17 protein-coding genes are annotated in these 23,089 nt (G+C 50.4%); 13 read left to right on the plus strand and 4 right to left on the minus strand.

Annotation, left to right across the window (positions count from 1 at the left end; genetic code table 11):
* Positions 1-100 precede the first annotated feature (100 nt).
* Positions 101-1,591, plus strand: a complete 1,491-nt coding sequence (locus OQ477_RS15785) for a leucyl aminopeptidase (RefSeq protein WP_038459702.1) — start codon at positions 101-103, stop codon at positions 1,589-1,591.
* A gap of 132 nt (positions 1,592-1,723) precedes the next feature.
* Positions 1,724-3,052, plus strand: coding sequence for a Na+/H+ antiporter NhaC family protein (locus OQ477_RS15790; protein WP_265973130.1), 1,329 nt, complete (start codon positions 1,724-1,726; stop codon positions 3,050-3,052).
* Between the two features lie 46 nt (positions 3,053-3,098).
* On the opposite strand, the gene OQ477_RS15795 is transcribed toward OQ477_RS15790, so the two are convergent.
* Positions 3,099-3,692 carry a biotin transporter BioY gene (locus OQ477_RS15795; RefSeq protein ID WP_265973132.1) on the minus strand — a complete coding sequence of 198 codons (594 nt, stop codon included), beginning with the start codon at positions 3,690-3,692 and terminating at the stop codon, positions 3,099-3,101.
* 99 nt (positions 3,693-3,791) lie between these two features.
* Here OQ477_RS15795 and OQ477_RS15800 point away from each other — a divergent pair, with 99 nt between their 5' ends.
* The 8 genes from OQ477_RS15800 to OQ477_RS15835 all read left to right on the plus strand — a co-directional run bounded on the left by OQ477_RS15800 (position 3,792) and on the right by OQ477_RS15835 (position 17,538).
* Positions 3,792-4,388, plus strand: a complete 597-nt coding sequence (locus OQ477_RS15800; protein WP_012118333.1) for a sulfite oxidase-like oxidoreductase — start codon at positions 3,792-3,794, stop codon at positions 4,386-4,388.
* A gap of 175 nt (positions 4,389-4,563) precedes the next feature.
* The gene (locus tag OQ477_RS15805) at positions 4,564-5,433 is read left to right on the plus strand and encodes an alpha/beta hydrolase (protein ID WP_265973134.1); all 870 of its coding nucleotides are present in this window, start codon (positions 4,564-4,566) and stop codon (positions 5,431-5,433) included.
* Positions 5,434-5,568: 135 nt separating this feature from the next.
* Positions 5,569-6,354, plus strand: a complete 786-nt coding sequence (locus tag OQ477_RS15810; protein WP_265973136.1) for a 2,3-dihydro-2,3-dihydroxybenzoate dehydrogenase — start codon at positions 5,569-5,571, stop codon at positions 6,352-6,354.
* 23 nt (positions 6,355-6,377) lie between these two features.
* Positions 6,378-7,574: an isochorismate synthase DhbC gene (dhbC, locus tag OQ477_RS15815; protein WP_265973137.1), complete on the plus strand. Its 1,197-nt coding sequence runs from the start codon at positions 6,378-6,380 to the stop codon at positions 7,572-7,574.
* An 18-nt stretch (positions 7,575-7,592) separates the two neighbouring features.
* Positions 7,593-9,218, plus strand: coding sequence for a (2,3-dihydroxybenzoyl)adenylate synthase (locus OQ477_RS15820; protein ID WP_265973138.1), 1,626 nt, complete (start codon positions 7,593-7,595; stop codon positions 9,216-9,218).
* Between the two features lie 18 nt (positions 9,219-9,236).
* Positions 9,237-10,163 (plus strand): isochorismatase, encoded by a 927-nt coding sequence (locus tag OQ477_RS15825; RefSeq protein WP_265973139.1) that lies wholly within the window; start codon positions 9,237-9,239, stop codon positions 10,161-10,163.
* Between the two features lie 14 nt (positions 10,164-10,177).
* Positions 10,178-17,305 (plus strand): amino acid adenylation domain-containing protein, encoded by a 7,128-nt coding sequence (locus tag OQ477_RS15830; protein WP_265973140.1) that lies wholly within the window; start codon positions 10,178-10,180, stop codon positions 17,303-17,305.
* A 17-nt stretch (positions 17,306-17,322) separates the two neighbouring features.
* Positions 17,323-17,538, plus strand: coding sequence for an MbtH family protein (locus OQ477_RS15835; RefSeq protein WP_265973141.1), 216 nt, complete (start codon positions 17,323-17,325; stop codon positions 17,536-17,538).
* Positions 17,539-17,582: 44 nt separating this feature from the next.
* Here the strand turns inward: OQ477_RS15835 and OQ477_RS15840 are convergent, their stop codons facing one another.
* The 3 genes from OQ477_RS15840 to OQ477_RS15850 form a co-directional block, all read right to left on the minus strand.
* Positions 17,583-18,260 carry a YukJ family protein gene (locus OQ477_RS15840; RefSeq protein WP_007613467.1) on the minus strand — a complete coding sequence of 226 codons (678 nt, stop codon included), beginning with the start codon at positions 18,258-18,260 and terminating at the stop codon, positions 17,583-17,585.
* Positions 18,261-18,377: 117 nt separating this feature from the next.
* Entirely contained in the window at positions 18,378-19,508 is a 1,131-nt protein-coding gene (gene ald / locus OQ477_RS15845; RefSeq protein ID WP_265973142.1) for an alanine dehydrogenase, read from the minus strand.
* 103 nt (positions 19,509-19,611) lie between these two features.
* Complete coding sequence (locus OQ477_RS15850; RefSeq protein ID WP_014418775.1) at positions 19,612-20,841, minus strand: PucR family transcriptional regulator; 1,230 nt, start codon at positions 20,839-20,841, stop codon at positions 19,612-19,614.
* Between the two features lie 315 nt (positions 20,842-21,156).
* Here OQ477_RS15850 and OQ477_RS15855 point away from each other — a divergent pair, with 315 nt between their 5' ends.
* The 3 genes from OQ477_RS15855 (at position 21,157) to essB (ending at position 23,066) form a co-directional block, all read left to right on the plus strand.
* Positions 21,157-21,450, plus strand: coding sequence for a WXG100 family type VII secretion target (locus tag OQ477_RS15855; protein ID WP_015418116.1), 294 nt, complete (start codon positions 21,157-21,159; stop codon positions 21,448-21,450).
* Positions 21,451-21,525: 75 nt separating this feature from the next.
* A complete protein-coding gene (locus tag OQ477_RS15860) occupies positions 21,526-21,765 on the plus strand; it encodes an EsaB/YukD family protein (protein WP_007408690.1) in 240 nt (79 codons plus the stop codon).
* Positions 21,766-21,779: 14 nt separating this feature from the next.
* Positions 21,780-23,066, plus strand: coding sequence for a type VII secretion protein EssB (gene essB / locus OQ477_RS15865; protein WP_044801957.1), 1,287 nt, complete (start codon positions 21,780-21,782; stop codon positions 23,064-23,066).
* Positions 23,067-23,089: the final 23 nt, after the last annotated feature.

Here is a 23,089-nt window from a genome sequence, read left to right on the forward strand (position 1 = left end):
TGCAGAAAACGCCCTTAGTTTGGTAAAATAAAATCAATGAAAAATGTTTTTTCATTATACCACTTTACATAACAAATACCCACATAAGGAGTGTGTACTCATGTTTTATGCATCTGATCAACTGCGGCATCCCGAAACACTGGTCATCGGTCTTTTTCAAAAAAGCACGCTGAACGGATTTACGAAGGAATTGGATGATAAATTGGACGGTCATCTGACCCAGCTGTTAAAGGATGGTGATGTGTCCGCCAAACGCAATCGTGTATCAAAAGTATACCCTCCGGCTGCGACCGGTATGAAACGTATTTATTTTATCGGCCTGGGAAGAGAAGCGGATTATTCGTTTGAAGATACGAAAGAATGCTTTGCACGAGTATTTCAGCAGATTCATCAAGATAAAAAACAGGAAGTATCCGTTTTGCTCGATACATTCGTCTCCGGTGAAGTGCCTGCCGCCGATGCCGCTCATGCGCTTTCAGAAAGCTGTCTGCTTGCGGTTTACGAAGTGCAGGATTATAAACATAAATCAAATGAGCCGGATCAGGAACTGAAATCAGTCTGCGCCGTGACCGAAGAAGACCTGAGGGAAGTTCAGGCCGGCCTGAACGTCGGCGCGGCATACGGCCAAGGGACGAATTCAGCCCGCACGCTTGTAAATATGCCGGGTAATATGCTGACGGCCACCGATTTGGCGTCATATGCCGCTGAGCTTGCGGCAAAATACGATTTCGAGTGTGAAGTTTTAGAAAAAGATGAAATGGAAGAGCTCGGCATGGGCGGGCTGCTTGCTGTTAACAAGGGCTCATCCGAACCGCCGAAAATGATCGTTCTGAAGTATCAGGGCAAAGATCAGTGGGAAGACGTCATCGGCCTGGTCGGTAAAGGAATTACCTTTGATACGGGCGGATATTCAATTAAGCCGAAAACCGGCATCGTCGGCATGAAAAGCGATATGGGAGGAGCCGCTTCGGTATTGGGCGCGATGGAAATTATCGGCGAACTGCGGCCTGAACAAAACGTGCTCGCCGTCATACCGTCTACGGACAACATGATTTCGTCCGATGCTATGAAGCCGGATGATGTCATCGTTTCGCTCAGCGGAAAAACCATTGAGATTCTGAACACCGATGCGGAAGGGCGTCTCGTGCTTGCCGACGGCATCACATACGCTAAGCAGCACGGAGCCTCTGTCCTCGTAGACGTCGCAACGTTAACGGGCGGTGTCATTGTCGCCTTAGGAAACGAAATGACGGGCGCCATGACCAATCACGCCGCGTTTTATGAACAGGTGGCGGAATCGGCGAAAGAATCCGGCGAGCCGATCTGGCAGCTTCCGATTACAGAAAAGGATAAAAAACGGGTGAGAAACAGTCAGATGGCTGATTTGAACAATTCTCCGGGAAGAGAAGGCCACGCGATTATGGCGGGGGCATTCATTGGTGAATTCGCGGAAAACACGCCGTGGGTTCATCTCGATATTGCGGGAACCGCAACGGCGAATAAAGCGACATGCTTCGGCCCTGCCGGCGCAACAGGCGTCATGGCAAGGACATTGGCTGTTTTGACTGAGCGGTTTACGCCCGAAAGATAACAGCATCCCGCTGCCTTGATGCAGCGGGTTTTTTGATTTCCAAAATCTTTAGTTGACTAAAGCGCAGAATATATGTTAACTTTAATTATCTACTACATTAGCAAACTAAAGGATTTTTGGAGGGACTCATCAATGAATGCTGTTGTTGTCGCAGTATTGCTTATGCTCGTCTTAAGCCTGCTGCGTGTCAATATTATTATAGCTTTAATGATCGGCGCGCTTGCCGGCGGGCTGACCGGCGGCTTAGGCCTCGGAGAGACGGTGAAGGCTTTTACGGACGGTCTCGGCGGAAATGCCACCGTCGCGGTCAGCTACGCGCTGCTCGGAGCATTTGCCGCGGCGCTGACAAAAACGGGGCTTCCCGATGCAATGGTGGAAGCGTCTGTCAAACTAATCGGAAAAAAGGAAGATTCGCGGAAAAAAGCACTGTCAAAAGTGTTAATCGTACTGATTATTTTAATCATATCCTGTTTCTCGCAAAACGTGGTGCCCGTTCACATTGCGTTTATTCCTGTATTGATTCCGCCGCTTTTAAAAATATTTAACGAACTTGAAATAGACCGCAGGCTGATCGCGTGTGTGATGACATTCGGACTGACTGCGCCGTATATCGTTCTGCCTGTCGGATTCGGACAGATTTTCCAGGGGATGCTGAGAGATAATATGGCGTCAGCCGGTTTAAAGGTGCCGCTCAGTGATATCCCGTATGCTTTAATCATCCCGACGGCCGGGATGGCGGTCGGTTTAATTTTAGCCGTCATCGTCTTCCGGAAACCGAAGAAATATGAGACGAAGGAGATTGCCGGACTATCGTCTTCTCCTTATACGAAAAAAAGCATTGCCATCGCCCTGGTCTCCATTGCCGTGTCGCTTGCCGTTCAGCTCTATCTGTCACAAGTGCTCGGAGTGGAAGGTATGATCATGGGCGCGCTTGCCGGCTTGTTTACGCTGTTTATCAGCGGAGTCATGAAGCGCAATGAAGCGGATAAGCTGATCACGGACGGTATGATTCTGATGGCTTTTATCGGATTTGTCATGCTTGTTGCGGCCGGTTTTTCAAATGTATTGAATAAAACGGGCGATGTGGCTTCCTTAGTCAAAGCGTCAACAGGATGGATCGGCCACAGCCAATCAGTAGGCGCGCTCCTGATGCTGATCGTCGGTTTATTAATCACGATGGGAATCGGGTCATCATTTGCAACCGTACCCGTCATTACAACCATATTCGTCCCGCTGTGCGCTCAGCTCGGATTCAGCCCGATGGCGACGGTCGCGATAATCGGAGCGGCTGCGGCGGTCGGTGATGCGGGTTCTCCTGCAAGTGACAGTACGCTCGGACCGACGTCAGGCCTCAGCGCCGACGGACAGCACCACCACATTTGGGATACATGCGTACCGACATTTATTTTCTATAACATTCCGCTTGTGATATTCGGCTGGATTGCCGCGCTTGTTCTGTAAAAAAAGGCTCCCGGAAAGGGGAGCCTTTTTGTATGCTGAGAACATCTTACGCCGGATTTCTGCTGAACCCCGTCGCTTTATGAATAGACCTGTAAACGGCAGGCGCGATTGATGCCAATAACAATGCTAAAATGATATCTTTTATGAAAAACCATATCATGTAAAACCAGGCCATTCCGTAGCTGATCGGAGCATGAAGCCATAATTTCAGCGCAATATACGTATAGGTCGTGCCAATGATATAAATGACGGCGGTACCGATCAAAGAGGCCCATGCATAATGCAGGCGGCCGGGTTTTTTTGTTTTTTCCAGCAGCCATCCGGCTGCAAATGCCGCCGGGATGTAAGCGAGAATAAATCCGCCGCTCTTTCCGATAAACGGCGCAAAGCCTGCTGAGAATTGAGCGAAAACAGGCGCCCCCGCGAGTCCGGCCAATGCGTATACCGTCATTGCGATGGCTGCCCGTCTGGCGCCGAGAAGCATCGCGGCTAACAGACAAAAGAAAGGCTGCAGCGATAACGGAATTCCCGCAACTTGCAAAAAAGGAGCCATTGATGTAATGTTGGCGCCGATGGCCATCAGTGCGGCAAACATGCCGATAAGCGCCATATCGCCCGTGCGAAGGTTGCGTTGTTTCATTTGTTTTTCCCCCTTACACTTGTACCTGATTAGCGTAATCGAAGGGTGATTGATTGTCAACACAGATTTAATGTAGGTTTACTAAATGGAGGGAGCCATATGTTTTTCGGGAAAACGAAACAAACAAAACAGTCGGAACGGATTCCGCCAAACCAAAATGTCACAACGAAGTTTCCCGTGCTTCACGCCGGAAATGTTCCTTATTATGAAGATATGTCAAAATGGAATCTGCAAGTGTACGGGCTTGTTGACCGTCCTATGCTGTTAAGCTTTGAAGATATCAAAGCCTTTCCTGAAGCCGAAGTGAAAAATGATATTCATTGCGTCACGGGCTGGTCCCGTCTTGATAATATCTGGCAGGGAATACGCGCTAAAGACATCGCTGAGAAAGCGGGCGTGCACAAAGAAGCGGGATTCGTCATTCTGCACGCTGAAGAGGGCTGGACGGCCAACCTGCCGCTTTCTGATTTTACGCGGGAAACATCCCTGCTGGCATATGCGCATAACGGCGAGCCGTTAACGCCAGAGCACGGCTATCCGCTCAGAGGCGTTTTCCCCCACCTTTATTTTTGGAAAAGCGCTAAATGGCTGCGCGGCATTCAGTTCACAAAGGAAAACCACCCCGGCTTTTGGGAGAAAAACGGCTACCATATGAGGGGAGATCCATGGAAGAATGAGCGCTTTACATGGGATTAAGCCCCTATCACTATATAGTTCTTAGGTACCTTATTGAAATAAGGTGCTTTTTTTATATCAAAAATCCATTGACTTTGTTTGGTAAAAAACCTATTATTTGAGGTGTCTTTTGATATTGAAAATCATTATCAATGAGGATAGATAAAGCAATTGCCGCAAAGGGGATGAACACATAATGGACGGAAAACAAATAAAGCGGGGTTTCGCGCCGGCCGGCCGATACGCGGTTCCGGGCACAGAAGTAAGAGAAATGCGCTCAAAAGGAGGCCGTACGTATCGTATCTTTGTCTCTTTTCCTCATGAAGAACCGCCTGCATCCGGCTTCCCCGTCATATACCTGCTCGATGCGAATTCCGTATTCGGCACAATGGCCGAAGCTTTGCGGGTGCAAAGCCGACGGCCTGAAAAAACAGGCGTTGTTCCGGCGGTGATTGTCGGAATCGGCTACCCGACAGATCAGCCGTTTTCCGCCGAACGTCACAGTGATTTTACGATGCCGCTTTCTGAATCAGAACTGCCGGTGCATCCGCGCGGCGCGGCATGGCCCGAACAGGGAGGGGCGGAAGCGTTTCTGAGTTTTATAGAAGAAGAAGTAAAGCCCGCGATGGAGCGGGATTATCCGATCGACAGAGGCAGGCAGACGATTTTCGGCCATTCGCTGGGCGGTCTTTTTGTGCTGCAAGTGCTTTTGACGAGGCCGGACATGTTTCAGACCTATGTTGCCGGGAGTCCGTCAATTCACTGGAACAAGCGTTTTATTCAGGAAAAAGCGGAACGTTTGTCGGACCGGCTCTCTGCGGAAAATCTTCAAGTCAGCGTATTGCTGGCTGCGGGAGAAATTGAAAAAACACATAAAAGCAGAATCCCGCAGCACGCAGAGGCGCTGTACTCTTTATTATCCGGTTTTGAAGATGATGGAGTCCGTACTGAATACAGCGAGTTTGAAGGAGAGGGCCATATTTCTGTCCTGCCCGTTTTAATCAGCAGGGCCCTGCGTTTCTGCCTGAATCCGGGAGGGCCGCATACCCCGTATTCTCCCGCATGAGAAAAAACAGGCCCTTCGAACTAAATACGGCTGATTCTAATTTTCTAATTGACTGCGTGTTTTGATTTGGATATGATTGTCTTGAATCATAATTGATAATGATAATCATTATCAATATAGAAAGGGAATGATAATATGGACGCATTGGGAATGAAAGGGAAAACGGCCGTTGTCACCGGCGCCGCTCAAGGCATCGGAGAAGCAACAGCGCTTGCCCTTGCTGAACAAGGCGTAAATGTGGCAGCTATAGATACAAATGAAGACCTGCTTCTCAGGCTTACTGACAGACTCCGGCAAAAAGGCGTGCAGGCGCAGGGGTTTGCCGCAGATGTATCTGACAGTGCGGCTGTCAATGATATCATCGCCGCCGTTGAACGCGACATGGGGCCTATTGAAATATTGGCGAACGTTGCGGGCGTGCTGCGGCCGGGTCCGGTGCAATCCCTCAGTGATGAAGATTGGGATCAAACATTTTCAGTTAATTCGACCGGCGTATTTCATGTGTCGCGGGCTGTAAGCCGGTACATGATTGAGCGGAAAAAGGGCGCCATCGTTACGGTCGGTTCGAATGCAGCCGGCGTTCCGCGTGCTTCCATGGCGGCTTATGCGGCGTCAAAAGCGGCTGCCGCCATGTTTACGAAATGCCTCGGACTGGAGCTTGCGGCCCATCATATCCGCTGCAACATCGTATCTCCGGGTTCAACGGAAACCGACATGCAGCGGGCGCTGTGGCAGGACGAGAACGGAGCCCGGGACGTCATCAGAGGTTCGCTTGATACATATAAAACGGGAATTCCGCTTCAAAAGCTGGCGAAGCCTTCTGATATTGCAAATGCCGTTTTGTTTCTGGCTTCTGAACAGGCAAACCATATTACGATGCATGATTTATGCGTTGATGGCGGCGCTACTTTAGGCGTTTGATTTAACGAGAAGGAGGGACAAACATGACAAATCAACATGTATTGACGGAAGTGTCTGCAAAAGAGGTGCTGGACGCTTACAAGCCCGGGGCGTTCTTTTTAGCTTCCCCGAAAAGTACGATGCTTGCGGAAGGAATGTTTGCGGAAGTGCCCGATACAGACACGGAAAATCAGCTGGATTCACTGCCTGAACGCGTGAGACAGACGCTTCTTGAGGCAAAGAAAGCCGGCATCAAACATCCGATTGCGGCCGGCGCCATTCCTTTTGACGGCAGAAAAGCTTCCCGGCTTTTTGTACCGAAGAATGTCCATACGGCAGGCCCGCTTTCGTTTGCGGAATCTTCCGCAGAAAAGCCGCAATCCAATACATATGACATCCGTCCCGTTCCGGAGCCTGAGGGCTTTATGAGCGGTGTGGAACAAGGCGTATTCAACATTACGGACGGTCCGCTCAGCAAAATCGTGCTGTCAAGGACGCTTCATCTGACCGCTGAAACGGATATCGACATTCCTCAGGCCGTCAAGCATTTGGCGCAGCACAACCCGCGCGGCTATACATTCGCTGCGGATGTGACGGGAACGTCAGAAACAAGAAAAACGCTTTTCGGCGCAAGTCCTGAACTGCTGCTGTCCAAAAACGGAACATCGATTCTGTCCAATCCGCTGGCAGGTTCCAGACCACGCAGCACAGATCCCGCCGAGGATCAGAGAAGAGCGGAAGAACTGCTGCAATCAGCAAAAGATCTGCATGAACATGCCGTAGTTGTGGCCGCCGTGGCCGCCGCCCTTAAACCGTTCTGCCGTGTGCTTGATGTGCCGGAAAAACCGTCACTCATTAAAACTGAGGCGATGTGGCACCTGTCCACCGAGGTAAAGGGAGAGCTGCATGATCCGTCAACGACATCGCTTGAGCTGGCCATCGCCCTGCATCCGACGCCCGCGGTATGCGGAACGCCGACGGATGCGGCGAGAGAAGCGATTCAGGATATTGAGCCGTTTGACCGCAATTTCTACACGGGAATGGCGGGCTGGTGTGATGCTGAAGGTGACGGAGAATGGATTATCGCACTCCGCTGTGCCGAAGCGGAAACAAGGTCTCTCCGGCTCTTTGCGGGTGCAGGGATTGTCGCCGGATCAAAGCCGCAGGATGAATTGGACGAGACATCGGCGAAATTCCGCACCATGCTCCGGGCGATGGGGCTTTACCAAGATGAGTTGTAAAAAAGGAGGGAACGGATCGTGCTGACTGGATTTACGCCATGGCCGGAAGAATGGGCTGACAAATACCGAAAAGACGGCTGCTGGAAGGGTGAGACGTTCGGAGGAATGCTGAAAGAGCGCGCGGCTTTATACGGAAATCAAACTGCCGTGACGTGTAAAGATGTACATTGGACCTACAAAGAATTAGATGAAAGGGCCGATCGTTTAGCGGCGGGACTGCATAAGCTCGGAATTCAAAAGGAAGACCGCGTTGTCGTTCAGCTGCCGAATATCGCTGAGTTTTTTGAAGTGATTTTCGCGCTGTTCCGCCTCGGAGCACTGCCCGTTTTCGCGCTGCCTTCTCATAGAAGCAGTGAGATTACGTATTTCTGCGAGTTTGCAGAGGCGAAAGCATACATCATTCCTGATATGCATTCAGGTTTTGATTACAGGGCGCTTGCCAGACAGGTGAAAGACAAACTTCCGGATTTGGCGCATGTCATTGTAGCCGGCGAAGCTGAAGAGTTTCAGGAACTGAGCAGCCTGCATAGTGAGCCTGTTCAGCTGGAAGATGTAAGCCCGGCGGAAGTCGCCTTTTTACAGCTTTCAGGAGGCAGTACGGGGCTGTCCAAGCTGATTCCGCGAACACACGACGATTACATATACAGTTTGCGCCTCAGCGCAGAAATATGCGGCTTGGATCATCACAGCGTTTATTTGGCCGCTCTGCCGACAGCGCATAATTATCCGCTCAGCTCGCCAGGTGTGCTGGGAACATTATATGCCGGGGGCCGGGTTGTTCTGTCACCGACACCGAGTCCGGATGACTGCTTCCCGTTAATTGAAAAAGAACGTGTCACGATTACAGCGCTCGTCCCGCCGCTTGCGATGGTGTGGATGGACGCATCCGGTTCGCGAAGTGATGATTTATCAAGTCTTCAAGTGCTGCAGGTGGGAGGCGCCAAATTCAGCGCTGAGGCGGCCCGCCGCGTAAAGAGCGCTTTCGGATGCACCCTTCAGCAGGTTTTCGGAATGGCGGAAGGATTGGTGAATTATACGAGACTGGATGATCCGGAAGAGATCATTGTCAATACGCAAGGCAGACCGATGTCACCATTTGATGAGGTAAGGGTCTTAGACGATGACGGGCGGGATGTCGCCCCCGGCGAAGCGGGACATTTGTTTACACGCGGCCCTTACACGATTCGCGGATATTATAAAGCGCCAGAACATAATGAAAGATCATTCACAGCCGACGGATTTTATCAGACCGGCGATATCGTCAAACTGACGGCGGACGGCTATATCATCGTCGAAGGACGTGCGAAAGATCAAATCAATCGGGGCGGTGAAAAAATAGCCGCTGAGGAGGTGGAAAATCACCTTCTTGCGCATCCTGCCGTTCATGATGCCGCCATGGTTTCAATGCCGGATGATTTTCTCGGGGAGCGATCCTGTGTGTTCGTCATCCCGAAAGGAGAAGCGCCGAAACCGGGAGAGCTGAAAGCATTTTTGCGTGAGCGCGGACTGGCGGCATATAAAATCCCCGACCGGATTGAATTTATCGCTTCTTTTCCGAAAACCGGCGTCGGCAAGGTCAGTAAAAAGGATCTTCGCGAAACGATCGCCCAAAAAGTAAAGCCGGCTGAAATCAAACAATCTTAAAAAAAGGAAGTGTTTACATTGGCTATACCGTCTATTCCCGCATATGCGCTGCCGACAGCGTCAGATATGCCTGAAAATAAAGTATCGTGGACGCTGAATCCGAAACGCGCGGTGCTTCTGATCCATGACATGCAGAATTATTTCGTCGATGCTTTTGCGAAAGGTGTCGCTCCGATCACAGAGGTGTCTCAGAATATCAAAAAAATAAAAGAGCAATGCAAAGCACTCGGCATTCCGGTGGTGTATACCGCGCAGCCAGGCAGCCAAGACCCGGCGGACCGTGCGCTGCTGACGGATTTTTGGGGGCCGGGGCTAAAAAGCGGGCCTTATGAAGAAAAGGTCATTCCGGAGCTTGCCCCGGATGATCAGGACATTGTCCTCACAAAGTGGAGATACAGCGCGTTTAAACGGACGAATCTCCTTGAGATCATGCGTGAAAGCGGCAGAGACCAGCTCATGATTACGGGAATTTATGCACACATCGGCTGCCTCGTCACAGCCTGTGAAGCATTTATGGATGATATCCAAAGCTTCTTTATCGGAGATGCCGTTGCTGATTTTTCTTCAGAAAAACATAAGATGGCCATCGAATATGCGTCTCAGCGCTGCGCTTACACAGTTTTGACAAACGAAGTGCTGGAGCTGCTGGGCGGCGCGCCGGTTTCTGAAGGTGAAAAGAAGGCTTCCGCCATATTGACAAAAGACCGGGTGCGGGAACAAATTGCGGCGATTCTTCAAGAATCACCGTCTGATATTCCGGATCATGAAGACCTGCTGGACAGAGGCCTTGACTCCGTCAGAATCATGAGCCTTGTCGAACAATGGCGCCGTGACGGAGCTGAAGTGACGTTTGTGGAACTGGCGGAGAACCCGACGCTTGAAGAGTGGTGGAGACTTCTTTCTTCCCGATCTCAAAAAGTCTTGCCGAACGCAGATTATTTATAAAGGGAGGGAATAGAATGCATGATACACAACAGCTGCCTCTGACAGGCGCACAGGCCGGTATCTGGTTTGCGCAGCAGCTTGATTCTGATAATCCGATTTACAATACAGGCGAGTACGTTGAGATAAACGGCGCGATCGATGTGAACATATTTAAAACCGCTCTCGAACGCGTGCTGACGGAAGCCGCGTCATTACACGCCTGCTTCGAAGAGGGAGCAGACGGGCCGAAGCAGATCATCAATCCTCCATTTGAGGCTGCGATCGATGTCATAGATGTGAGTTCAGAAACTGATCCGAAGCAGGCCGCACTCAGACTCATGCAGACAGATTTGGCTGAGCCCGTTGATATGGCGGCCGGGCCTTTGTTCCGCGACATTTTATTTCAGGCGGGACCGGAACGCTTTTTCTGGTATCAGCGCATTCACCACATTGCGATAGACGGCTACGGTTTTTCACTGCTGGCACGGCGTACGGCGCAAATGTACACCGCAATACGGGAAGGACGTCCGGATAACGGGCGCTCCTTCGGCTCTTTGGAGGAGCTGGTAAAAGAAGAACAAGAATACCGCGCGTCTGATCAATTCCTGAAAGATCGGGAATTTTGGATGGAGAAATTTGCGGATGAACCTGATGTCGTCAGTTTGGCAGAAAGAGCGCCGCGAACGTCAACAAGTTTTCGGAGAAGCACGGCTTATCTTTCTGAAACGGCTTTACAGCATGTAAAAGCGATTCCGAACTGGCATGAAGCCGTTACGGCCGCAGCAGCGGTATATGTCCACCGGATGACAAACACAGGGGATATCGTGCTCGGTTTACCGATGATGGGACGGATCGGCTCTATTTCACTGAATATTCCGAGTATGGTCATGAATCTTCTGCCTTTACGGCTTTCTCTCCGCCCGGATATGAATTTTCATGAGGCCGTCAGCCAAGTGGCAAAAGAAATCCGAAACATCCGGCGCCATCAGAAATACCGCCATGAAGACATGCGCCGCGACCTTAAATTGCTCGGAGAAAATCGCAGGCTGTTCGGCCCGCAAGTCAATGTGATGCCGTTTGACTACGCGCTTGATTTCGCCGGAGCGCCGGGCACCGTCCATAATTTGTCAGCAGGACCCGTTGATGATTTGTCAATTAACGTTTACGACAGAGCGGACGGAAGCGGAATGCGTGTGGACTTTGATGCGAATCCGGAAGTGTACAGCGCCGAAGATATTGAAAACCATCAAAAACGCTTCCTGCTTCTGTTGGAATCCGCTGTGAAAGACCAGACACAAAAAATCGGCACACTCAACCTTCTGCTTGAAAGTGAACGTCTCTGCGTACTGGAAAGCTGGAATGACACGCGCAAGGCCGAGAAGCAGAAAAGTCTGCCGGAGCTGTTTTACGAACAGGCCGTAAAAACACCGGACCGGCCGGCAATCATCACCGAAAACGAAGAGCTCAGCTATGCCGAATTGAACAAGCGCGCGAACCAGCTTGCCGGCATGCTAAAGAAAAAGGGGCTCGGACCGGAACAATTTGCCGCTTTGCTGCTTCCGCGGTCACAGGAGTTGGCCGTGAGCATGCTGGCCGTTTTGAAAACGGGAGCCGCATACCTGCCGCTGGATCCTGATTTTCCTTCTGAGCGGATCACATACATGCTCAAAGATGCACAGCCTGCATGCCTGATTACAACGATGGAATTATCCGGCCGCATGCCGGAAGACAGTGATGCAAAAAGGATCATTCTCGATGACCCGGATACGGTAAAAACCGTTGCCGCTCAAAATGCTGACTGTCCCGCTCAGGCGGAATGTTCGCCTTTGCACCCCGCTTATATCATCTATACATCGGGTTCAACGGGCAAACCGAAAGGCGTAGTCGTCACATTAAAAAGCGTAAGCAATTTCCTCTTATCCATGCGGGAAATGTTCCCGCTCGGGGAACAAGACCGCCTGCTTGCCGTTACGACTGCGGCGTTTGATATTTCCGGACTTGAGCTCTTCCTTCCGCTCATCAGCGGGGCGGGGTGCGTTATCGCACGTAAAGAGACGATTCAGGAACCGCGGGCGCTTGCGCACATGATTCACTCATACGGTATTTCAATCATGCAGGCAACGCCGACATTGTGGCATTCATTAGTCACCAATGAACCGGATTCTCTCCGGGCGCTGCAGGTGCTTGTCGGAGGTGAGGCGCTTCCGAAGGCGCTTATGCATGCTCTGCTTGAATCAGGCTGTACCGTGACGAATCTGTACGGGCCGACTGAAACAACAATCTGGTCGGCCGCACAGCCGCTTGCAAAAGGCCATACAGGGGCGCCTCCGATCGGAAATCCGATTTGGAACACGCGGGTATACGTGCTGGACGCCGCATTGCAGCCCGTCCCGCCGGGAATCGCGGGCGAGCTTTATATCGCGGGGGAGGGGCTTGCCAGAGGTTATTATAACCGTCCTGATTTAACAGCTGAAAGATTCATTGCCGATCCGTACGGGCCCGCGGGCGCGAGGATGTACCGGACGGGAGATCTCGTGCGCTGGCGTGAGGACGGCTCGCTTGATTATATCAGCAGAGCCGATCACCAAATTAAAATCCGCGGGTTCCGGATAGAATTAGGAGAAATTGAGTCAGTGCTGTCGAAATACCCGGGTATTTCGCAGGCCGCCGTCATTGTCCGTGAAGACCAGCCGGGAGATAAGCGGCTGGCGGCTTACGCTGTCGCGGATCAGCCCCTTGATATCGGCGGACTTCGTGCATATATGGCCGAAAGCCTGCCGGATTATATGGTGCCGGGCGCGTTTGTACAGCTGAAAGAATTGCCGCTGACACCGAATAAGAAGCTCGATCGCAGCGCTCTGCCTGCACCTGATTTTTCCGCTGTCCTGTCTGACAGAGGGCCGCGGACGCCGCAGGAGGAAATATTATGCGATCTGTTTGCCGAGGTTCTCGGTCTCGCGCGGGTCGGAATTGATGACGGATTCTTTGAATTGGGCGGACATTCGCTCTTAGCCGGACGCCTGATGAGCCGGGTCCGGGAGACGATGGGCGCAGAGCTTGGCATCGGCCGTCTGTTTGATACGCCGACCGTTGCCGGGCTCGCCGCACAGCTTGACACCGCAAAGAGTGCGCGGCCTAAGCTCAAGCCGTTTGACCGGCCGAAGCACATCCCGCTGTCATTTGCGCAGCTGCGTCTTTGGTTTCTCTACTGTCTTGAAGGGCCAAGCCCGACTTACAACATTCCGGTGATTGTCCGCATGTCAGGCAAGCTTGACCAATCAGCGCTGAAACACGCCTTTTACGATGTTGTCAGCCGTCATGAAAGCCTGCGCACCGTTTTTCCGGAAAATAAGGGATCATCTCATCAGCTCATTTTATCTGCTGAAGAAGCCCGCCCTGTGTTTACAGTGACACGTGCAGACAAAAACGAGCTCCAAGACATGCTTGCCGCTGCGGCACGATATCGGTTTGATCTCGCTAAAGAGCCGGCCGTCCGGGCTGAGCTGTTTGATCTTGGTGACGGCGAGTATACGCTGATGATTCTCCTGCATCACATCGCAGGTGACGGCTGGTCCTTGAATCCGCTCATGCGTGACTTATCCATAGCCTATATCGCCCGGCAAACAGGTGAAAAAGCAGAATGGGCGCCGCTGGCGGTTCAATATGCGGATTATGCGCTTTGGCAGCAGCAGCTTTTAGGCAGCGCGTCTGATTCTGAGAGCCTAATTGCGCGCCAGCTGGATTTCTGGAAGAAAACGCTTGAAAATGTACCGGATCAGCTGGAGCTGCCGTCTGATTTTCCGCGTCCCGCTGAATCAAGCTACAGGGGCGGCGTCATTCCGGTCAACATCGGCCAAGAGCTTCATGCCCGTCTTCTCTCACTTGCCAGAAAGCAGCGCGTAAGCCTGTTTATGGTGCTTCAATCAGGGCTTTCCGCGTTACTGACCCGGCTCGGTGCAGGGACCGATATTCCGATCGGCAGTCCGATAGCAGGACGCAGTGATGACGCATTAGGAGACCTTGTGGGTATGTTCATTAATACACTCGTACTGAGAACCGATACCTCTGGCGATCCGAGCTTTTGTGAGCTCCTTGAAAGGGTCAGAGAAATGAATCTCGCAGCATATGAACATCAGGATGTGCCGTTTGAACGTCTCGTGGAAGAATTGAATCCGATTCGTTCCCGATCAAGACATCCGCTGTTCCAAGCGATGCTCGCATTCCAAAATACGCCTGACCCTGTACTCAGTCTTCCTGATATGGAAACAAGCCTGCAAATCAGCAGTGTCGGATCGTCCAAATTTGATTTGACGCTGGAATTGGCTGAACAGCGCCATGACGACGGCACGCCTGCCGGTATTGAAGGCCTGCTGGAGTTCAGTACGGACTTATTCAGAAAAGAAACGGCCGAAGCACTTGCCGGACGCCTGCTTCTTCTGCTCGAAGATGCTACATCACATCCGGAAAAACCGATCGGAAGCTTAACCATTCTTTCTGATGAAGAGCGCCGGAAGCTTTTGCCGGTTAATCGGGCAAAACAGCATATTCAGCCTCGGCAGACACTGCCTGAATTGTTTGAAATACAGGCCGCCGCAAAATCGGATAAAACGGCGGCAGTATTTGAAGAGAGCGGACTCAGTTATAAAGAGCTGAATGAAAGAGCCAATCAGCTCGCGCACATGATGATTGCCCGCGGCGTCGGCCCGGAGCAGTTTGTCGCACTGGCGCTGCCGCGTTCTTTAGATATGATTGTCGGGCTGTTAGCCGTCCTGAAGACGGGGGCAGCGTATCTGCCGCTTGATCCTGATTATCCCGCGGACCGCATTGCTTTTATGTTACATGATGCCAAGCCTGTATTTATGCTCACCAACCGTGAAGGCGCAAGTAAGCTCTCTATCGAAAGCGGCATGCCGGCCTTCATCTTGGATGATCCGCAGAACAAGGAAACACTTCGGCAATATGCCGTCACGAACCCTGAGAATGCCGACCGTATTCGTCCGCTGTCACCGCTTCACCCGGCCTATGTCATTTACACGTCGGGATCAACAGGTGTGCCGAAAGGTGTCATCATTCCGCACAGCAATGTTATCCGGCTGTTTGAGTCGACGCGGCATTGGTATCACTTTCATTCTGATGATGTATGGACGATGTTTCACTCCTACGCTTTCGATTTCTCTGTCTGGGAAATGTGGGGGCCGCTGCTTCACGGCGGGCGTCTCGTCGTCGTGCCGCATGACATCAGCAGATCGCCGGAAGCGTTTTTACATCTTCTCGTGAAAGAGCGGGTGACCGTGCTTAACCAAACGCCGTCAGCGTTTTACCAGCTGATGCATGCGGAAAAAGAACACAAAGAGCTGGGGCGTCAGCTCGCACTCAGATATATCATCTTCGGCGGCGAGGCGCTTGAGCTGAGCCGGCTTGAGGATTGGTACAGCCGCCACGCGGACAATCAGCCGGTGCTCGTGAATATGTACGGCATTACGGAAACGACGGTGCACGTCAGTTACCTTGAATTAGACAAAAACATTGCCGAGCTGAGAGCAAACAGCCTCATCGGCTGCGGCATTCCTGATCTGAACGTATATGTGCTTGATGACCGGCTGGAGCCCGTGCCTCCGGGCATAACGGGTGAAATGTATGTTGCCGGAGGGGGCGTGGCGCGAGGCTACTTAGGGCGGCGAAGTCTGACCGCCGAACGCTTTGTGGCTGATCCGTACGGCCCGCCGGGAACGAGAATGTACCGGACGGGGGATTTAGCCCGTCTGCGGACGGACGGTTCTCTTGATTATATGGGCAGGGCGGACCACCAGATTAAAATCCGCGGCTTCCGGATTGAATTGGGAGAAATCGAAGCGGTTCTCGTCAAACATCCGGATGTCGAGGATGCCGCCGCAGTCGTCCGTGAAGACCGGCCGGGAGATAAACGGCTGGCCGCCTACCTTGTCCGATCTGCCGGCAGCACTTTGGACACTGGGGACGTGCGCCGGTTTGCCGAAGAAAGCCTGCCGGATTACATGATTCCGTCAGCTTTTGTCCAAATGAATGAACTGCCGCTGACACCGAATGGAAAGCTTGACCGAAAAGCGCTCCCTGCGCCTGACTTCCAAACGGAGGTCACCGGCCGGGGACCGACAACGCCGCAGGAAGAAATGCTGTGTGAGCTGTTCGCAGAGGTGCTTCATCTGCCGCGTGTCGGTATTGATGACAGATTTTTTGATTTAGGCGGCCATTCTTTGCTTGCGGTTCATTTAATGAGCCGTATTCGGGAAGCGATGGGAGCCGAGCTCAGTATCGGAACACTATTTGAAGCTCCTACGGTGGCAAGTCTTGCTGAAAGACTTGAGTCAGGAACGGGCGCAAGCGCGCTTGATGTTCTTCTTCCGCTCAGAACGGCAGGAGAAGAAACACCGTTGTTCTGTGTCCATCCGGCCGGCGGTCTCAGCTGGTGTTATGCCGGGCTGATGTCTTCTTTAGAGGCTGATTATCCGATATACGGCTTACAGGCGAGAGGCATCGGAAAAAAAGAACCGCTTCCGCAAAGCTTAGATGACATGGCGGCGGATTATATTGAAAAAATCCGCACCGTGCAGCCGAAAGGGCCGTACCGTCTGCTCGGCTGGTCTCTTGGAGGGAATGTCATTCAGGCCATGGCGACACAATTACAGAGCCGGGGTGAAGAGGTTTCGCTATTGGTGATGCTTGACGCGTATCCGAATCATTTTCTGCCGATAAAAAATGCGCCTGATGACGAGGAAGCCGTCATTGCGCTGCTTGCCCTGGGAGGGTACGACCCGGACAGCCTCGGGGATCAGCCGCTTGATTTTGACACCGCGCTGACCATTCTCCGCCGTGAGGGAAGCGCATTAGCCAGCCTGGACGAGTCAGTGATGATGAATCTGAAAGACACGTACATTAATTCTGTCGGGCTGTTAGGAACATACAAGCCGAAGCCGTTCCACGGAGATGTACTGTTCTTCAGATCAACGATTATTCCGGAGTGGTTTGACCCGATTGAGCCGGATACTTGGAAACCGTATATTACGGGGGAAATCGAGCGGTATGACTTAGACTGCCGCCATAAAGATATGTGCCAGCCGGGCCCGCTTGCCGACATTGGCGCGATTCTGGCAGAGAAATTAAACGGACGGCGTACAGTCCGGTAGAGAAAGGAAAGAATGATATGACAAATCCATTTGAACGGGAAGACGGCTCATACCATGTGCTCGTCAATGCTGAAGGCCAGTACTCACTGTGGCCGGCCTATCTGGATGTGCCGGACGGCTGGGAAACCCGCGTCACGAATGAAACCCGCCCCGTTTGTCTCGAATATATTGAAAAAAACTGGCGTGATATGAGGCCGGAAAGCCTGAAACAGGACGAAACCGCTAAAATGTAATAAGAAAAGCCTGCCGTTATTTCGGCAGGCTTTTTATGCGGACATCAGCCGTTAAGCTGTGTATGATCACAAAATGTATAAGGGTGGCCTTCTTCATTCGTGCACCATGACTGAGACAGAAAAGCCAAAAAGACCGCGGCCCACTGGTCTGCAAACTGGATTAAAATACCGCCGTCGTGCCACGTTCCGTTATCCTTCTTCCAGCGTGTATCAATTGGGTTTCCCTGATTCATATGAATATTATGCATGCCGTTTGTCGGCTTGAACCCGAAAATCTTATCAGCGCCCGGCTCCGGTCCGAATTTAGAGCCGTAAATATAGACGGTGGCTTTTTCTGATTTGGCTTTTTGCATGTACGTCTCAATAAAGTCATTTAAGTCATTATCCGGACCGGTGACTTCATGCGGGAGGGGCACCATGTTCCGGGGATCAAACAATCCGCCGCGGACATAATCCAGCGCCAGCTCACGGCTGGTTTCATCAATTGGGGTATATCCATACGGAATGTTGGGCAGCAGGGTGATCGCGCTTGCGTCAAAATGATCGCGTGCCGCATACAGAACCTCTGATTCTTTTGAACTTGACATGACATTGATCGCACAGCGATAGCGCGTATCAGGCTCGCCTAGCACCTCGACTTGAAAATGCGGAGAATCATCATCTGTTTCCCTTTTCATATCTGACACAGTGCCTTTTAATACACCATAGTGCTGAACAGCCATATGAATCCTCCTTTTTCTTTCGGGATATGAATTGATATTCGAGACAGGGGGCCGTTTTTCCTTTTATGAGAAAGAAAAAAGGACAGCCCGCTGATCAGGCTGTCCTCTTCATATCTATTAAGCTTTTGCAGCCGAACCTTGCATTGCTTTTTCAGCAGGCACGTAGTCATAGCCTAAGTCTTTGGCTACCGCTTCATACGTGACATGTCCGTTAGCCGTATTTAAGCCCGCTTTGAGCGCAGGGCTGTCTGCAATGGATTGTGCCGCGCCTTTATTGGCGATTTGAAGCGCGTAAGGAACGGTTACATTCGTTAATGCGAGCGTAGACGTACGCGGTACGGCGCCCGGCATATTGGCGACAGCGTAGTGAACGACGCCGTGTTTTTCATAAGTCGGATTATCGTGGGTTGTAATATGATCAACGGTTTCCACAATGCCGCCCTGATCGATGGCAACATCAACAATGACGGAACCCGGTTTCATTTGTTTAACCATTTCTTCCGTAACGAGAGTCGGCGCTTTGGCTCCCGGGATGAGCACGGCGCAGATCAGAAGATCCGCTTCCGCGACGGAATCTGCAATATTTACAGGGTTTGACATCAATGTTTTAATCTGATGCCCGAAAATATCATCAAGCTGACGCAGGCGGTCTGCGTTCAAATCGATCATTGTCACATCGGCACCGAGTCCGACAGCCATTTTCGCGGCATTTGTTCCGACGCCGCCCCCTCCGATGATCGTGACTTTTCCGCGGGATACACCCGGTACGCCGGCTAATAAAATTCCTTTTCCGCCCTTTGGTTTTTCAAGAAACTGAGCCCCGATCTGCGCGGCCATTCTGCCGGCCACTTCGGACATCGGCGTAAGCAGCGGAAGGGAACGTCCGTCCGTTACCGTTTCATACGCAATAGCTGTCACGCCTTTTTCTGTAAGCGCTTTAGCTAATTCCGGCTCTGCAGCTAAATGAAGGTAAGTGAATAAGACCAGACCTTGACGGAAATACGCATACTCTTCAGCCAGCGGTTCTTTTACCTTCATGACCATTTCCGCATCCCATACTTGCTTTCTGTCCTCCAGAATTTCCGCCCCTGCTGATACATAATCTTCATTTGTAAAGCCGCTTCCGAGTCCCGCTCCGGATTCCACAAGAACCCGATGGCCGTTTCCGATAAGCTGTGAAACGCCTCCAGGTGTTAATGCCACTCGATTTTCATTGTTTTTGATTTCCTTTGGAACCCCGATAATCATGTCTGTTTCCCCCAATGTTTGTGTGATGCTTCAAGTGTAGCGTGATTTTTGCGAAAATTCTTTGTTTGAAACAGAAAATAAAAAAACACGGATTTGTGAAATTTCACGAACCCATGCTGCGAAGTTTGATATCAAGGTAAATCGTAAACTTTTCATTCACATTTTTTAAGTCGATTTCTGCGATCTGGCTGATTCTTTTCAGCCTGTAATTCAATGTATTGACATGGATGTTAAGCGCTTTAGCGGCGGTGTTGACGTTGCTGTCGGCATCAATAAAATGTTCGAGCGTTTTTACCATATCGGCTTGGTGCTCCCTGTCATACTGCTCAAGCTTTGAGAGGGAATAGTTCATATAGCCGCTGTGCTTGCGTTTTTCATCCAACACATCCAGGTACTGATAAATGCCGAGTTCCGAGAAGCTGAAAAGGTGTTTGGTTTCTCTCACAAACCGCTCTTTCGCTTTTAATACGGAAAGCGCTTCCTGATAGGAGCGGTAAACGTAAGAAATCGATTCGTAAATACCGCCGACCGCAATCGACGCATCCTCAATTTTATATCGTTCCTTCAGCTGTTTTTGAATATGAAGGGCGAAGTGCTTTAAATCTTTAAAAGGCTGATCGGTTTTCGGCGCGGCTAATAAGATTAATTCATTTGAATCGACAGTCGCCAGCATGACATGAATCTGCTGTGTCGTTTCCTGCAAATATTGCAGCTGCTGTTCCGTCTTTTCAGTCAGCTCATCATGTAAACGGATGATCATGACGCTGAACACGGACGGCAGCGCCATCCCGAGCTTATGAAACCCTTCGGCCATTTCGGCTTCCTGATAAATATGGCCGGTCAGCATTTTCCAAAAAAACTCCTGGCCCCGCTCTTCGATTTTCGTTTTGCGGATCTGCAGGTGCAAAAGTTTGTTCCGCACCGCTTTGGCTGCCAGCTGAAGTGTCTTCAGGTCCTCGTCATTGAGCTTTTTTTTGATCTCAAGCGCCCAAATAAACCCGAGAACCTGACTGTTTTTCCAGATGGAAATCGCCACGCGGTTGCTTAGCCCCACCTCGTCAATTTCTTTCACTTTGATCGGCTGGTCCGTTTTTAATAGAGCCGGAATGGTTCCGTCTTTCCACAGTTTGTTGATGACTTTTTCCGGCACCCTTCGCCCGATAATCGTCGACGTCCGGGCCGGATCTGTACAATCGCTGTGCGTGCTGTATGCAAGCAGTTTATGATTAACGTCTTCTATTGTAATGGGGCATTGAAGAACCTCACTGATATGGTCGGCAACATCTTCAAGCCTGTCGAAACTGTACTTAAATGGATCCTTTGGATTGGTCATCTGTATCCCTACTTTTTCATAGCTTCATATCTTGATCTTACCATCTTGCTTTTCAGACTGAAAGGCATCTTTGCAGGGAAATGGGATAGGACAATAAGATCATTCGATGAAAACGAAAATAATAAGAAAATCATACTACTACATTTACAAAATGTGTAAAAGTACCGAAAAATCCAATATATCATAAGACTCATTTTGTAAAATTAAAACAGATTTGTTTGACTGTGCCGAATGGTTGTTTTTATAATAATGACGTTCAAAAAATAAGTGAATTAGCCCATATTTAGGCTGATGACACAGGAGGGTATAAGGAATATGTCTGGATTAATTCGTGTCACACCCGAAGAGCTAAGAGCGATGGCTAAGCAATATGGCGTTGAAAGTCAGGAAGTCATGAATCAGGTTGACCGCCTGAACCGCATGATTTCTGATTTGAAAAGCATGTGGGAAGGTGCTTCAAGTGAAGCATTTGCAGATCAATATGAGCAGCTGAAACCTTCATTTATTAAAATGTCTGAATTGCTTCAAGATGTGAATCATCAGCTCGATCAAACGGCAAATACGCTTGAGTCTACTGACCAAGATATCGCTAACCAAATTCGCGGATAATAAGATGAATGAAGAAACGGAGCGCCTGATTCAATCAAGAAGACGGCGCTCTTTCTATGTAAGGGTGATATGAATATGTATATCGATATTACAATAGATTTAACACATTATAACGGCAGCGTCTTCGATCTCAGATTGTCAGATTACCATTCTGTGAAAAAAGTCATTGATATTGCCCGGCAGGCTCAGCATGTATCCGTTCCGCCGCGTGAAGGCTATTGGATCAGAGTGGTCAATAAAGAAGCGGTTTTTTCCGGAGAACAAAAGCTATCTGACTGCGGCATTACGAACGGAGACCGCCTTGAAATTTTATGAAAGGACATGGTGGAATGACAGATCATAACAGATCTTATTTAGAAGCAGAATTAGACGCCGTCCGGGAAGAAACCGAATCAGGCTTCACGTTCACCTTCCAGCGGGAAAAAATCAAGCTTCTTGACGGGCTGGAAGCAAACGTGATTAAAGATGCTGATCCTTTTTTTCAAAAAGAGGTCTCAGTTTCAGAAGACGAAGTAACCATCACAATCAAACCTCCTTCTTCTTATCAGGCTTTCCGCTATATAAAAGGAAAAGATAAAAAAAGCAGGTGGCAATTTGCCTACCGTCTCGTCCAAACCGTGAAACAGCATAAGCTGAAACGTCTCAATCTGATTGCCGCCCCTGAAAATATCGTGTTTGATAAAGCGCTGACGCCTTACTTTCTTCATTACGGCGTAAAGGAGAGCCTTCCGCCTTATGAGGAAGATAGAGAAAGGGTGTTAAAAGAGCTTAAAGCCTGTGCGGCGCTTGCAGCTGACGGGGCGTACACCTTCGATGAATATTTGAAGTACAAGGAGACGCTTCACTTCTCTCCTGAGGTGAAAAGCGTGCTAGAGGCGGAGACGATTGAAGAACTGGAAGAAACCATTCAAACCGCAATTGATTCCCTCGAAGAAAGGGACAAGACATACATAAAACTGCCGAAAAAGAAATGGAAAATCCAAAGATACGCCGGTCTGGCGCTTGCCGTCTTCCTTGTGCCGACACTTCTTTACTCCTTATACGTTCTGTTTTTCGCCCAGCCAAAGCAAGAGGCAATTACGGAAAGCAACCGCTATTTTTTAAATCAGCAGTACAGCAAAGTCATTGACACACTCGCCAAATACGATGCGGAAAGCCTCCCGGAATCTGTGCAGTACGAGCTTGCTTCCTCTTATGTGGCAGTTGAAAATCTGAGGGAAGAGCAGCGGAAAAACATCGGGAATCTGGTCACGCTGCAATCAGACCCGAAGCACTTCCTTTATTGGATTGATATCGGCAGAGGGGAAAATGAAGAAGCCATCAAAATCGGCCGCAATCTTGAGTACAACCCGTACATCTGGCTCGGACTTACAAAATATAAACAGCAATTATTAGCGGATGACAGTATGAAAGACGACGAAAAGCAGAAAGAACTGGACGCCGTGGAAAGCGAGCTTGCGAAGGCGAAAAAAGAGGCGGAGGAGCAGCATAAAGATGCGGAGGAAAACGGTGACACCGCCGAAGCTTCCGCCGGACAGGATGAGAGCAAACAAGACAAAGCGAAAGATAACAAAGAGAACGACAAGAAAGATGAGAAAAAAGATGAAAAAAAATAACAGCACACATCAAATGGCCGCAG

The sequence above is a fragment of the Bacillus sp. ChL18 genome, assembly GCF_026241425.1.
Classification (GTDB): Bacteria; Bacillota; Bacilli; order Bacillales; family Bacillaceae; genus Bacillus; species Bacillus velezensis.

Excerpts from the sequence above, each read along its gene's own strand:
- OQ477_RS15785 (WP_038459702.1), top strand. The coding sequence starts at position 101 with ATGTTTTATGCATCTGATCAACTGCGGCATCCCGAAACACTGGTCATC.
- OQ477_RS15790 (WP_265973130.1), top strand. The coding sequence starts at position 1,724 with ATGAATGCTGTTGTTGTCGCAGTATTGCTTATGCTCGTCTTAAGCCTG.
- OQ477_RS15795 (WP_265973132.1), bottom strand. The coding sequence starts at position 3,692 with ATGAAACAACGCAACCTTCGCACGGGCGATATGGCGCTTATCGGCATG.
- OQ477_RS15800 (WP_012118333.1), top strand. The coding sequence starts at position 3,792 with ATGTTTTTCGGGAAAACGAAACAAACAAAACAGTCGGAACGGATTCCG.
- OQ477_RS15805 (WP_265973134.1), top strand. The coding sequence starts at position 4,564 with ATGGACGGAAAACAAATAAAGCGGGGTTTCGCGCCGGCCGGCCGATAC.
- OQ477_RS15810 (WP_265973136.1), top strand. The coding sequence starts at position 5,569 with ATGGACGCATTGGGAATGAAAGGGAAAACGGCCGTTGTCACCGGCGCC.
- dhbC (WP_265973137.1), top strand. The coding sequence starts at position 6,378 with ATGACAAATCAACATGTATTGACGGAAGTGTCTGCAAAAGAGGTGCTG.
- OQ477_RS15830 (WP_265973140.1), top strand. The coding sequence starts at position 10,178 with ATGCATGATACACAACAGCTGCCTCTGACAGGCGCACAGGCCGGTATC.
- OQ477_RS15835 (WP_265973141.1), top strand. The coding sequence starts at position 17,323 with ATGACAAATCCATTTGAACGGGAAGACGGCTCATACCATGTGCTCGTC.
- OQ477_RS15840 (WP_007613467.1), bottom strand. The coding sequence starts at position 18,260 with ATGGCTGTTCAGCACTATGGTGTATTAAAAGGCACTGTGTCAGATATG.
- ald (WP_265973142.1), bottom strand. The coding sequence starts at position 19,508 with ATGATTATCGGGGTTCCAAAGGAAATCAAAAACAATGAAAATCGAGTG.
- OQ477_RS15850 (WP_014418775.1), bottom strand. The coding sequence starts at position 20,841 with ATGACCAATCCAAAGGATCCATTTAAGTACAGTTTCGACAGGCTTGAA.
- OQ477_RS15855 (WP_015418116.1), top strand. The coding sequence starts at position 21,157 with ATGTCTGGATTAATTCGTGTCACACCCGAAGAGCTAAGAGCGATGGCT.
- OQ477_RS15860 (WP_007408690.1), top strand. The coding sequence starts at position 21,526 with ATGTATATCGATATTACAATAGATTTAACACATTATAACGGCAGCGTC.
- essB (WP_044801957.1), top strand. The coding sequence starts at position 21,780 with ATGACAGATCATAACAGATCTTATTTAGAAGCAGAATTAGACGCCGTC.